Genomic DNA, 12,801 nt, shown 5'->3' with positions numbered 1-12,801 from the left:
TTTTCGCGTCTAGGCCCGGGCGGGTTTGGGAACAAGCTTGTTGTTTATTTTTAATAACTGAATAATAAACAACAAGCTTAGAAAACCGATTGGTTGTTTATTTTTAACAAGCAGACGAATAAACAACAAGCTTCCCTGCACATCCTGCCTTCTTTAGCATAGGCAACGCACTTGTCCCGGAGGCTACGACAGGAATCTTATGGGCGCAGCTCTCATTGCCGTGCTCAGGTCCTGGTTAGAGTAGGACAACGCAGCCGAGGAACCTAGGGCCTTGCCCACCCACTCGCCCCGGCGCTTGGCAGGGAGAAAACACGGATGCAGCCCTTATAAACGACCGGGAACTGGGCAAGCTGGGCGCTATACGGCAGCTTACCTGCCGGGAATGCCGACACGTTACCAACTGAGACCCATGTGCCGCCCGGCCAGGGGAGTACAACTTTCGGGCATTTGCCTCGGGCGGCAGCTATCCAAACGGTTGTGCAAACGAAGCCGGTAGTATTCCGCTGACAATCATCTTGATATGTCGATACATCTATTGCATTTAGCCGGCCTCAGTGCCTATTGTTACAGCGGAATTCCGCCGCCCCTTTACCTACAACCAAAATTCCCATTCAATGCTTAAAAACTATCCTCCGCTTATGGCGGGCCGCACGGCTATGTCCTGTGCGCTTCTCGCCGTCTTGTTGCTCCTCGGCGCGCAACAAACTATAGCCCAAACAATAACCGCCAACCAGATTGGTAACCAGGGCGGCTACACCTACGAGTACTGGAAGGACAGCGGCACCGGCAGCATGACGCTGGGCTCGGGCGGCGCCTTTAGCGTCACCTGGAGCAATATCGGCAACCTGCTGGCCCGCAAAGGCCTGCGCCCTGGGGCCAAAAACCAGACCGTAACCTACGCCGCTACTTACAGTCCCAACGGCAATTCCTACCTGTGCGTCTACGGGTGGTTTACCAGTCCCATGGTCGAGTACTACATCGTGGATAGCTGGGGCAGCTGGCGGCCGCCGGGAGGCACTTCCGTCGGCACCGTTACTTCCGACGGCGGCACCTACGACTTGTACCGCACCCAGCGCGTCAACCAGCCTTCTATTCAGGGCACGGCCACTTTTTACCAGTACTGGAGCGTGCGCACCGCGAAACGCACGAGCGGCACCATCACGGTGGCCAACCACTTCAACGCCTGGCAGAGCCGGGGCTGGACGGTGGGCAGCATGTACGAAGTTTCGCTTACGGTAGAAGGCTACCAGAGCAGCGGTACGGCCAACGTAACGAGCATGAGCATGGGCACCAGCAGCGGCACCACTCCCCCACCTACCGGCGGCGGAGGTTCCAACAACATCGTGGTGCGGGCCCGGGGCACCAACGGCACCGAAAACCTGCGTCTCACCGTCGGTGGCGTGCAAGTCGGTGCCTGGACGCTGGGCACCGACTTGCAGAACTACTCCGTCGCGACCAGCAACACTGGCGGCATCAACGTGGAGTACACCAACGACGCCACCAACCGGGACGTGCAGGTAGATTACATCACCGTGAATGGCTCGACCCGGCAGGCCGAGAATCAGAGCACCAACACGGGCGTGTACCTCAACGGCGCTTGCGGCGGGGCCAACAGCGAATGGCTGAACTGCAACGGCTACATCGGCTTTGGCACCACGAGCAGTACCGGCGGCCGGGCCGCCCTGGAAACTAAAACTGTGGCAGCTGAAGTACCCGCGCCCCGCGGAGTAGTCAGCAAAGCCCAGGTTTTTCCCAATCCCAGTTCTACCGGCCGCTTCATGGTGCAAGTGCCCGCCGGGCCGGCGCAGGTCACTATCCGCAGCAGCAAGGGCAGCATCGTGCAGCAGTTCGATGCCACCGGGCCCGCCGCTGTTCCCGTGCAGCTCGACGCCAAACCCGGCCTGTACTACCTGCAGGTAACCAGCCCCGCCGAATCCGTAGTGACGCAACTGGCTGTAGAATAAGTTTGCTGCAGTAACTCCAGTAGCCCGTTAGCAAAACTCCCGTTGCCGCTCTGCCTGGAGCCGCAACGGGAGTTTTTTGTAGCGTTAAGCCCAGCTGGCTAGCTTAGTAGCTCGTGCAGTACGGTTTGCATGGAAAACACCCGGTTGCCGGCTTCCTGAATCACCAGAGAGTTGGGCGAGTCCAGAATGGCGTCCGATACTTCCACGTTGCGACGCACGGGTAGGCAGTGCAGAAACTTCGCGTCGTTGGTGCCGGCCATATGCTCGGGCGTAAGCATCCAGCTGGGGTCGTTGCTGATTACCTGGCCATAGTCCTTATAGCTACTCCAGTTTTTGGCCTGCACGTAGTCGGCGCCTTCCAGGGCCTTGCGCTGGTCGTACTCGATACGGGCGCCTTTGGTGAACTTGGGGTCCAGCTCGTAGCCTTTGGGGTGAGTAATAACGAAGTCAATCCAGTCGATTTCCGAAAACCAGTCGCAGAACGAGTTGGGTACGCACTGGGGCAGGGCGCGCACGTGCGGGGCCCAGGTCAGCACCACTTTTACCCGCTCCTTCTGCTTGGTTTCGGCCACCGTAATCAGGTCGGCAAACGACTGCAGCGGGTGCAGCGTGGCACTTTCCAGACTGATAACCGGCACCGTAGCGTACTGCATGATCTTACGGAACACGACCTCTTGGTAGTCCTCGTCGCGGTCCTTGAGCGTGGGAAAAGTGCGTACGCCCAGCACGTCGCAGTACTGGCTCATCACGGCAATGGCTTCCTTGATGTGCTCCTGGGTACCGCCGTTCATCACCGCGCCGTCGGCCATTTCCAGGGTCCAGGAATCGGCCCCGGCGTTGAGTACCCAGGCTTGGGCCCCGAGGTTATAAGCCGCTTTGATCGAGCTCAGACGGGTGCGCAAACTGGGGTTGAAGAAAATTAAGCCGACGGTTTTGTTGCGGCCCACGTGCTGATAGCCAAACGGGTCAGCCTTTATTTCCAGGGCTTTGTTGAGCAGAACCCGGTAATCGTCGACGTCGGCGAAGGAGGTGAAATTTTTCATTTGGGGTGGTGTGTCGAAGGAATGTATTAGAACGTCATGCTTCATTTGACGTCCGCGAAGTTGAAGCATCTCTGCCGCCTTATTTGTCATCCTGAGCTTGCGAAGGACCTTACTATGCTGACGCGAGTCGTGCTTATCCCATAAGGTCCTTCGCTGGGCTCAGGATGACAGGGTTAGTTTGATACGGATAAATCTAACTCCTCATACAGCGGAAACAGATGGTAGCCGCAGTGCTCGGTAAAAACAGCTACTTCCCGAAGCTCCGGCGCCTCAATGACGAAAGCATGACGGAATTCAACGTGAGAGCCGTCCTCAAACTGAATACGCACGATGCGGTTCAGTGGAAAATCGGAAGCACCGAGCCGGTCCGACTCAGTGCTTCCTCTGGCTTTCAAATACTCTTGCAGCTTAGTCTTCCAGCGTTCCGGCAAGTCCTCGTGACGCATATCAGTTGACGATGGTTACAGCCTCTTCTCACCGTAGCACACGACGCCAATTTTGTAGAACTGCATGGCCTTTGAAAACGACTGATTACAAATGAGCACATCGGTCGTTTGCAAAAGGGTGCTGACGTTTTCCAGCGCTTCATCCAAGTCTGACAAGTGGGAGTGATGTCGTCCGATTACGACGTACACTTCTCGCTCATCAAACAAGGCATGAGCATACCCGGCGACTTTATCAGCCTTATGCTCATCGGCCTGTTCATGCTTCAAGCCAACATAAATCAACTCGGACCAGGTCAGCCCGGTTAATCGATGTTGGCTTGATATGTAGATGTTCCTTGCATCCATTTTGCAACGATAAGCGAAGCCGGAGCTTTGCGCTACATCGCCTTATACTCGTTCCAGCTCTTGATCTTCAGGTCCTTCATCCCCAGGGTGCAGAAGGCCTGGATAAACGCCTTGGCCAAGCGGGCGTTGGTCAGCAGGCCAACTCCGAAGTCCACGGCGGTGCGGCGGATTTTGTAGTCGTTATCCAGCTCACCCTTCGAGAGGTTCTTGGGGATGTTGATGACTAGGTCAATCTTCTTCTCCTTGAGGTAGGTCAGCACGTTAGGCTCCTGCATTTCGTCGGGCCAGTACAGCAGGCTGCTCGGGACGCCGTTTTCGGCGAAGAACCGGTGCGTGCCCTGCGTGGCGTAAATCTGGTAGCCGCGTTTCACGAGCAGTTCCACAGCCGAGAGCAAGGCCACTTTCGACTTGATGGGGCCGCCGGAAATCAGCACCGTTTTCGCCGGAATCTTGTAGCCCACGCTCAGCATCGACTTCAGCAGCGCCTCCTCGGCCGTGTCGCCGAGGCAGCCTACTTCGCCGGTGCTCACCATATCGACGCGCATTACCGGGTCGGCGCCGGGCAGGCGAGTGAAGGAGAACTGCGGGGCCTTCACGCCCACGAAGGGCAAATCGTAGACCCGCTCACTCTCGTCGCGCTCCACCTTCTTGCCCAGCAGCACCTGCGTAGCCTTTTTAATCAGGTTGTTGCCCGATACTTTCGACACGAAGGGGTAGCTGCGCGAGGCGCGGATGTTGCACTCAATCACGCGGATTTGGCCGGCTTTTTCCAGGAACTGGATGTTGAACGGCCCGCTGATTTCGTAGCGCTTGGCAATCTTCTCGGCAATGATTTTGAGCCGGCGGATCGTGCGCACGTACACCTTCTGGGGCGGGTAGTACATGGTTGCGTCGCCGGAGTGTACGCCGGCAAACTCCACGTGCTCGGAAATGGCGTAGCTCACGATTTCGCCCTTGTCGGCCACCGCGTCCAGCTCAATTTCCTTGGCATCCTGGATAAACTCGGACACCACCACCGGATACTCCGCGCTGACTTCCACGGCCGTTTGCAGGAAGGCTTCCAGCTCGTAGGGATTCGACACGACGTTCATTGCGGCACCCGACAAGACGTAGGAAGGCCGGATGAGCACCGGGAAGCCCACTTCCTGCACGAACTGGTGCATGGCTTCCAGCGAGGTCAGCTCTTTCCAGCGGGGCTGGGCAATGCCCAGCTCGTCCATGATGCTGGAGAACTTGTGACGGTTTTCGGCCTGGTCAATCATGGCCGCCGTGGTGCCCAGAATCGGTGCCTTGGCGTCTTCCAGGCGGGTGGCCAGGTTGTTGGGAATCTGGCCACCGGTGCTCAGAATCACGCCCTGGGGCTGCTCGAAGTCCAGAATATCCATCACCCGCTCGAAGCTCAGCTCTTCAAAGTACAGCCGGTCCGACACGTCGTAGTCGGTCGATACGGTTTCGGGGTTGTAGTTGATGATGATGGTTTTGTAGCCTTCGGCAGAGGCCGTCTGCACGGCATTCACGCCGCACCAGTCAAACTCCACCGAGCTACCGATGCGGTACACGCCCGAGCCCAGCACCACGATGGACTTGCTGGTTTCCTGGGCCAAGTCGTTTTCGGTGCCGTGGTAGGTGCTGTAGAGGTAGTTGGTTTTGGCTGGGAATTCCGCCGCCAGCGTGTCAATCTGCTTGATGACCGGCAGCACGCCCAAAGCTTTGCGGCGGGCCCGAACCAGCAGCTCGTCGGCCTTTACGTCGCCTTCGCCGAGCAGCTTCACGGCAATCTGCTGGTCGGAGAAACCGGCTTTCTTGGCCTCGCGCAGCAGCTGGGTTTCCAGCCCGTCGAGGCCAGTGGCGCGACCTTCGGCCAGTTGGTTACCCAGCTGGAAAATCGTCATCAGGCGCTGCAAAAACCAGTGGTCAATCTTGGTCAGATCGTGCACCTGGTCGAGGGTGTAGCCGGCCTCAAAGGCCAGGTTGATGGCGAAGATGCGTTCCTCGTTCGGCTCACTCAGCAGCTTATCGATGGTAGCCGTATCAACCTGCTCGGGCTTGTTGGCCACGAAGCCGCGCTTGCCGGTATCCAGCATGCGCAGGCCTTTCTGAATGGCTTCCTCGAACGACTTGCCAATGGCCATCACCTCGCCCACGCTTTTCATGGCCGAGCCGATCTGGCGGTTCACACCTTCGAACTTGCCCAAATCCCAGCGCGGCAGCTTTACTACCACGTAGTCCAGGGCCGGCTCGAAAAAGGCCGAGGTCGTCTGGGTTACGCTGTTTTTCAGCTCCGACAGCGAGTAACCCAAACTCAGCTTGGCCGCCACAAATGCCAGCGGGTAGCCCGTCGCCTTGGAAGCCAGGGCCGAGGAGCGCGACAAGCGGGCATTCACCTCAATCACGCGGTAGTCTTCCGACACGGGGTCGAGAGCGTACTGAATGTTGCACTCGCCCACGATGCCCAGGTGGCGGATGGTCTTGATGCCGATGCTGCGCAGCTTGTGGTACTCGCGGTTACTCAAGGTCTGCGACGGAGCCACCACGATGCTTTCCCCGGTGTGAATACCGATGGGGTCGAAGTTCTCCATGTTGCAGACCGTGATGCAGTTGTCATACTGGTCGCGCACCACTTCGTACTCCACTTCCTTCCACCCTTTCAGCGATTCTTCCACCAAGATCTGGTCGGAAGTCGTGAAGGATTTCTGGGCCAGGGCCCGCAGCTCGTCCATGTTGTTGGCAAAGCCGCTGCCCAGGCCGCCCAGGGCAAAGGCCGCCCGTACGATAATCGGGAAGCCGATTTTCTCGCCGGCCGCCAGGGCATCTTCCATCGTCGTGACGGCCACGCTGCGGGCCGTAAACACGCCAATCTGGTCGAGCTTGTCCTTGAAAATGTCCCGGTCCTCGGTGTCGATGATGCTTTGCACGGGCGTGCCCAGCACTTTCACGTTGTACTTCTCAAACACGCCCCCGCGGAACAACGCCACGGCGCAGTTCAGGGCCGTTTGGCCGCCAAAGGCCACCAGAATACCGTCGGGCTTTTCCTTCTTGATGACTTCCTCCACGAAGTAGGGCGTCACGGGCAGGAAATACACGTCGTCGGCAATGTTGTCCGACGTCTGCACGGTGGCAATGTTGGGGTTGATGAGGATGGTGCGGATGCCTTCCTCTTTCAGGGCCTTCAGGGCCTGGGAGCCGGAGTAGTCGAACTCACCGGCCTCGCCGATTTTCAAAGCGCCAGAACCGAGGACGAGAACTTTCTGTGGTTTGTTCATTCTAAGGGTTGGGTAACAGACCGTGGAGTAGGTCGTGTTAAAAGGCTGTCGGGTTTCGTTGTTAGTTAGAATGTTGTGCTGAGCGAAGCTGAAGCATCTTCACCGCTTCATTGGACTCAACTCGATTTCTACGAGAAAATTAGTGTCGGTTAAATAGGATCCGAGCATCGCATTATTCTCAATTCTTCCTGGGTTTTCTTCTGCTTCTATCTGAAAGAAAGTATCAGCACCAACAAAGAATTTGTAACAGAGGCCCTCGGTATCTATTCGGATGATCTTACCAAGTTGCTCGTTGTAAATTGAAAGTATTTTAGCTTCCACTTGCCTTAGCTCGTTATCTTTTGCCGCATCTAATCCAGTCGCAAAACGCATTGAGGAAGATGATTTCACCATAGCAAAAACGGATGTCGCACCAACAGCTAGGGATTGATCAAGCTCATACCATGCGGGCGCCCAAATTGCAGTAGTCTTGTTCATTGCAATGAGATAAACAGACTAAACTCTTTTGACGAGGCGCGAGAGATGCTTCGGTAAGCTCAGCATGACGTTCTTTTCTAGTCGTTCTACTTAGCCGCTTTATAGTCCGCTACGGCTTGCAGGAAGTCGTCGAACAGGTACTCCGTATCCTCGGGGCCGCCAGCGGCTTCGGGGTGGAACTGGGTGGAGAAGAAAGGCTTGGTTTTGTGCTTGATGCCTTCGCAGGTGCCGTCGTTCAGGTTTTCGAACAGCATAGTCCAGTCGGCGGGCAGCGTGGCGGTATCCACGGCGAAGCCGTGGTTCTGGCTGGTGATGTAGCTGCGCTTGGTGCCGGTGAGCAGCACGGGCTGGTTGTGGCTGCGGTGGCCGTACTTGAGCTTGAACGTGTCGCCGCCTGCGGCCAGGCCCATGAGCTGGGAGCCCAGGCAGATGCCGAAGATGGGCTTGTCCTGCCCCAGCGCCGTTTGTAAGTGCTGAATGGTCGGCTCGCACATTTTCGGGTCGCCGGGGCCGTTGCTCAGGAACAGGCCGTCGTAGTCGAGGGTGGTGAAGTCGTAGTCCCAGGGCACGCGGATGAGCTCCACGTCGCGCTCCAGGAAGCAGCGGATGATGTTGGTCTTGGTGCCGCAGTCGACGAGCACGATTTTGTGCTGGCCCGTGCCGTAGCGCTTCACCTCGGTGGGGCTCACCTGGGCCACCAGGTTGTCCTGGTTGGGATCGTGCAGCTCCACGTCTTCCTCGGCCACGATTTTGCCCAGCATGGCGCCTTTCTCCCGCAGGATTTTGGTCAGCATGCGGGTATCCACGCCGAAGATGCCGGGGATGTTGTACTCCTTAAGCCAGTCGCCGAGGCTTTTGGCCGCGTTCCAGTGGCTGTGCTCCTCGGAGTAGTAATTCACCACCAAACCGGCAATGTGAATCTTGTCCGACTCGAAAATCTTGGAAATCGACTCGTACAGCTCTTCGCCGGGCACGCCGTAGTTGCCCACCATCGGGTAGGTCAAAACCAGAATCTGGCCGGCGAAGGATGGGTCGGTGAGGTTTTCGGGGTAGCCGGTCATGGCCGTGCTAAACACTACCTCCCCGGCAGTGGACGTAAACGCGCCGAAGGATTCGCCCTGGATTTCGGTGCCGTCTTCCAGCACCAGCTTTACTTGCTTCATCTATTGATGGAAATTCTAGTGAGTGACTTAGGCTATGCTGGTAGTAAAATCCCCTCCTTAGATGATGCTGCGCATCAAGCAAGGAGGGGATTTCGTTTTTAATCCAGCGCGGAGGCCTGCTGAATGACGTTGACCGATTTCGCTGTTAGCGCATATAGCGCCTGTAGGAATCGGTCAACTTCGGCCTTGGTTATATTAAGTGGCGGGAGTAAACGAAGCACCGTCGGGTCGGAGGCATTCCCCACGAAGATGTGGAAGTCGGAGAGCAGCTTGTCGCGCACGTCTTTGATGGCGAAATCGTACTTGATGCCGACCATCAGCCCCGCCCGCGGATTTCCTCGGCCCCGGCATTGGCTTCCAGCTCTTGGCGCAGATAAGCGCCCAGCTCGGCGGCGTGGTGCAGCAGGTTTTCCTCCTCAATAACTTCCAGCACGGCCAGGGCCGCGGCGCAAGCCAGGTGGTTGCCGCCAAACGTGGTACCCAGCAAGCCGTAGGAAGCCTTGAGCTCGGGCGAAATCAGGATGCCACCGATGGGGAAGCCGTTGCCCATGCCCTTGGCTACCGAAATAACGTCGGGCTGAATACCGGCGTGCTGGTGGGCAAAGAACTTGCCGCTGCGGCCGTAGCCGCTTTGTACCTCGTCGGCAATGAGCAGGGCGCCGTACTGCTTGCAGAGCGCGGCCAGGCCTTGCAGGAATTCGTCGGAAGGCATGACGATGCCGCCCACGCCCTGGATGGGCTCAATGATGGCCGCACAGACGTCACCACCTTGCAGCTGCTTTTCCACGGCGGCCAGGTCGTAGTCCACGAAGGCAATGGCGTGACCAGCGTTGAAGGGCGCGACGATTTTGGGGTTGTCGGTAGCAGCTACCGCGCCCGAGGTGCGGCCGTGGAAAGCGCCTTTGAAGGCAATAACGCGGCTTTTACCAGTATGGAAGGAAGCCAGCTTCAAGGCGTTTTCGTTGGCTTCGGCGCCGGAGTTGCACAAGAACAGCGAGTAACTTTCGTAGCCCGACACCTGCCCGAGCTTCTGGGCCAGCTGCTGCTGAATCGGAATCTGCACCGAGTTGGAATAGAAGCCGATGTTCTGCAGCTGCTCGGTGAGGCGCTGCACGTAGTGCGGGTGGCTGTGGCCGATGGAAATAACGGCGTGGCCGCCGTAGAAATCCAGGTATTCCTGGCCCTTGTCGTCCCAGAGTTTCGCTCCTAGCGCCTTCACCGGCGTGATGTTGACGAGCGGGTAAACATTGAAAAGCTCCATTAGAAAAGCACCGATTTGAGGTTGAGCCCCGTCGTTTCCGGCAGGCCAAAAAGCAGATTCATGTTCTGGACAGCCTGACCCGAAGCGCCCTTCACCAGGTTGTCGATAACCGAGGTGATGAGCAGCTGCTTGCCAAGCTTCTGCACGTGCAGCAGGCACTTGTTGGTGTTGACCACCTGCTTCAAATGTACTTCCTTGTCCGAAACTGTAGTAAAGGGTGCGTCAGCGTAGAACTTCTTATACAGCGCCCGAGCCTCGTCTTGGCTCAGGTCTGAAGGTGTGTAAACGCTGGCAAAGATACCTCGGGCGAAGTTGCCGCGGTAGGGTACGAAGTAGATTTCTCCGCCGGGCTGGCTTTGCAGCTGGGCCAAGCTCTCCCCTATTTCGCCCAGATGCTGGTGGGTGAAGGGCTTGTAGATGGACACGTTATTCGTGCGCCACGAGAAATGCACCGTCTCCGATAAGCTCTGCCCCGCGCCCGTAGAGCCCGTTATGGCCGACACGTGCACGTCCTCCATCAGTTTGCCCGCTTGCGCCAGGGGCAGCAAAGCCAGCTGAATGGCGGTGGCAAAACAGCCAGGGTTGGCAATGCTCTGGGCCTGCTGAATGCGGCCTTTGTTGAACTCGGGCAAGCCGTACACAAACTCCCGGTCGGCAAACTCGGCGTCGGCCTCCAAGCGGAAGTCGTTGCTCAGGTCGATGACGTGGGTCGTGTCGGGCAGCGGGTTTTTCTCCAGCCAGGCTTTCGAGTTGCCGTGGCCCAGGCACAGGAACACGACATCTTCGTCGCCGGCCAGCTCCGAAGCAAATATCAGGTCGGTGTCGCCTACCAAGTCGTCGTGCACTTGGTACACGGGGTTGCCCGCGTTGGACGAGCTGACGATGCCGCTTAGCTCCACAAACTCGTGGTGGAGCAGAATGCGGATGAGCTCCCCGGCCGTGTAGCCGGCCCCGCCCACAATGCCCGCCTTAATTTTCATCGTTGAAAGAGGAGTGAATGCGCAGCTGGTTGCTGAAAATCTTGATAAAGCCCTTGGCATCGCGGCCGTCCCAGGCGTCGTTTTCCTCGCCGTAGGTCGCCACTTTGGAGCGCATCATATCGTACTTCGACTCGATGCCCTGCAGCTCAAACTGGTAGGGCTTCAGGGTCACGAACACTTTGCCCGACACCCGCTCCTGCGACGAGGTAAGCAGGGCTTCGAAGTCGCGCATCACCGGGTCGAGGTACTGAGCCTCGTGCAGCAGTGTGCCGTACCAGTTGGCCACGTAGTCCTTGTGTAGCAGCTGCCAGCGCGAGCTGGTGTGCTTTTCCAGCAGGTGGTGGGCCTTAAGCAGAATCAGCGGGGCGGGCGCTTCGAAGCCCACGCGGCCCTTGATGCCTAGAATCGTGTCGCCCACGTGGGTGTCGCGGCCAATGGCGTAGGTACCGGCTAGCTCGTTCAGGGCCTGAATCAGGGCCACGGGGTTCATGGTTTCTCCATTCAGGGCCACCGGCTCCCCTTTCTCGAAGGTGATTTCGATGCTGGTAGGCTCCGTAACGCTGATTTGCGTGGGGTAAGCCGACTCGGGCAAAGCCTGGTTAGAGGTCAGCGTTTCGACGCCGCCCACGCTGGTGCCCCAGATACCCTTGTTGATTGAGTATTTGGCTTTTTCCCAGCTCATCTCAAAGCCGTGCTGGTTCAGAAAGTCGATTTCGGCTTGGCGCGACAGTTTCAGGTCGCGGATGGGCGTGATGATTTCCGTGTTGGGCGCAATCACTGAGAAAGCCACGTCGAAACGCACCTGGTCGTTGCCGGCCCCGGTACTACCGTGGGCAATGTAGTCGGCTTTATGCTCACGGGCGTACTCAGCCAGCGCCAAGCTCTGGAACATACGCTCCGCGCTGACGCTCAGCGGGTAAGTGTCGTTCTTGAGGATGTTGCCAAAGATGAGGTAGCGCAAACAGTCCTGGTAGAATCGTTGGGTTACGTCGATGACCTCGTGCTTGGTCGAACCCAGCTCGTAGGCCCGCTTCTCGATGGCGGCCAGCTCCTCTTCCGAGAAGCCGCCGGAGTTGACAATAACCGTGTGAACTTCCAGACCCAGTTCGCGGGTCAGGTATACAACGCAGTAGGACGTATCCAAGCCGCCGCTGTACGCTAAAACTACCTTTTTCATTATTGGCCTTGGGGTGTTAGAATCTCAATAGTCTCCTGGGCAACCTTGCCGTACTGGTCCTCGAGCTTGTCGTAGACCATACCGGTGCACAGGCACATTTTGCGCTGGTTTTCCTGCAGAATCGGGTAGTTCTTGCAGCCGGCGCAGCCTTTCCAGAAGTCGTCGCTCTGGGTAAGCTCGGTGAACGTGACGGGGCGGTAACCCAGCTCTGTGTTAATTTTCATCACCGGCCCGCTGGTGGTGATGCCGAAGATTTTGGCTTGCGGGTACTTGGTGCGCGACAACTCAAACACGCGGTGCTTGATGGCGCGGCCCAGGCCTTCCTTGCGCAGCTCGGTGTTGACGATCAGGCCGGAGTTGACGACAAACTTGTTGTCCTCGAAGGTTTCGATATAGCAGAAACCAGCCAACTCATTGTCGACGAAGGCAATAATGGCGTCGCCCCGCTCCATCTTCTTTTTCAGATAGTTAGGGTCACGCTTGGCGATACCCACGCCGCGCGTTCTGGCAGATTCCTCATACCATTGACAAAGGGTTTCCACATACTGCGCATCGGCAGCATAGGCGACTCGTAATACCATGGTCAAAGCTCGGTTAGCTGCCTGCTCTCAGGCAACGGACTCGGAAAGACGAAAAGGGAGAAAAGCAGGCACAACTAGACCGTTGTGCGGCAACCGAGCAC

The 12,801-nt window shown here is 57.6% G+C and carries 10 protein-coding genes and 1 pseudogene; 1 reads left to right on the top strand and 10 read right to left on the bottom strand.

Features of this window, described 5'->3' with window-relative positions; genetic code table 11:
* Window positions 1-680 precede the first annotated feature (680 nt).
* Entirely contained in the window at window positions 681-1,964 is a 1,284-nt protein-coding gene (locus MUN79_RS09955; protein ID WP_244677518.1) for a glycoside hydrolase family 11 protein, read from the top strand.
* Between the two features lie 98 nt (window positions 1,965-2,062).
* Here MUN79_RS09955 and MUN79_RS09950 read toward each other — a convergent pair whose 3' ends face one another.
* The 10 genes and pseudogenes from MUN79_RS09950 to MUN79_RS09905 form a co-directional block, all read right to left on the bottom strand.
* Window positions 2,063-3,007, bottom strand: coding sequence for a Rossmann-fold NAD(P)-binding domain-containing protein (locus MUN79_RS09950; RefSeq protein ID WP_244677517.1), 945 nt, complete (start codon window positions 3,005-3,007; stop codon window positions 2,063-2,065).
* Window positions 3,008-3,180: 173 nt separating this feature from the next.
* The gene (locus tag MUN79_RS09945; RefSeq protein WP_244677516.1) at window positions 3,181-3,453 is read right to left on the bottom strand and encodes a hypothetical protein; all 273 of its coding nucleotides are present in this window, start codon (window positions 3,451-3,453) and stop codon (window positions 3,181-3,183) included.
* 15 nt (window positions 3,454-3,468) lie between these two features.
* Window positions 3,469-3,798 (bottom strand): hypothetical protein, encoded by a 330-nt coding sequence (locus MUN79_RS09940; RefSeq protein ID WP_244677515.1) that lies wholly within the window; start codon window positions 3,796-3,798, stop codon window positions 3,469-3,471.
* 32 nt (window positions 3,799-3,830) lie between these two features.
* The gene (gene carB / locus MUN79_RS09935; protein ID WP_244677514.1) at window positions 3,831-7,061 is read right to left on the bottom strand and encodes a carbamoyl-phosphate synthase (glutamine-hydrolyzing) large subunit; all 3,231 of its coding nucleotides are present in this window, start codon (window positions 7,059-7,061) and stop codon (window positions 3,831-3,833) included.
* A 99-nt stretch (window positions 7,062-7,160) separates the two neighbouring features.
* Window positions 7,161-7,538, bottom strand: coding sequence for a hypothetical protein (locus MUN79_RS09930; protein ID WP_244677513.1), 378 nt, complete (start codon window positions 7,536-7,538; stop codon window positions 7,161-7,163).
* An 86-nt stretch (window positions 7,539-7,624) separates the two neighbouring features.
* Window positions 7,625-8,701 carry a glutamine-hydrolyzing carbamoyl-phosphate synthase small subunit gene (gene carA / locus MUN79_RS09925; protein WP_244677512.1) on the bottom strand — a complete coding sequence of 359 codons (1,077 nt, stop codon included), beginning with the start codon at window positions 8,699-8,701 and terminating at the stop codon, window positions 7,625-7,627.
* A 98-nt stretch (window positions 8,702-8,799) separates the two neighbouring features.
* Window positions 8,800-9,962 (bottom strand): annotated as a pseudogene (locus MUN79_RS09920) (aspartate aminotransferase family protein).
* The gene (argC, locus tag MUN79_RS09915; protein WP_244677511.1) at window positions 9,962-10,942 is read right to left on the bottom strand and encodes an N-acetyl-gamma-glutamyl-phosphate reductase; all 981 of its coding nucleotides are present in this window, start codon (window positions 10,940-10,942) and stop codon (window positions 9,962-9,964) included. The pseudogene MUN79_RS09920 and the gene argC overlap by 1 nt, the downstream one beginning before the upstream one ends.
* Complete coding sequence (argG, locus tag MUN79_RS09910; RefSeq protein ID WP_244678305.1) at window positions 10,932-12,122, bottom strand: argininosuccinate synthase; 1,191 nt, start codon at window positions 12,120-12,122, stop codon at window positions 10,932-10,934. The genes argC and argG overlap by 11 nt, the downstream gene beginning before the upstream one ends.
* Window positions 12,119-12,700, bottom strand: a complete 582-nt coding sequence (locus MUN79_RS09905; protein WP_244677510.1) for a GNAT family N-acetyltransferase — start codon at window positions 12,698-12,700, stop codon at window positions 12,119-12,121. The genes argG and MUN79_RS09905 overlap by 4 nt, the downstream gene beginning before the upstream one ends.
* Window positions 12,701-12,801: the final 101 nt, after the last annotated feature.

The organism is Hymenobacter cellulosilyticus (assembly GCF_022919215.1).
GTDB lineage: Bacteria > Bacteroidota > Bacteroidia > Cytophagales > Hymenobacteraceae > Hymenobacter > Hymenobacter cellulosilyticus.
The sequence above is the reverse complement of the archived record's forward strand: the minus strand, read 5'-3'. Positions and strand labels throughout refer to the sequence as shown.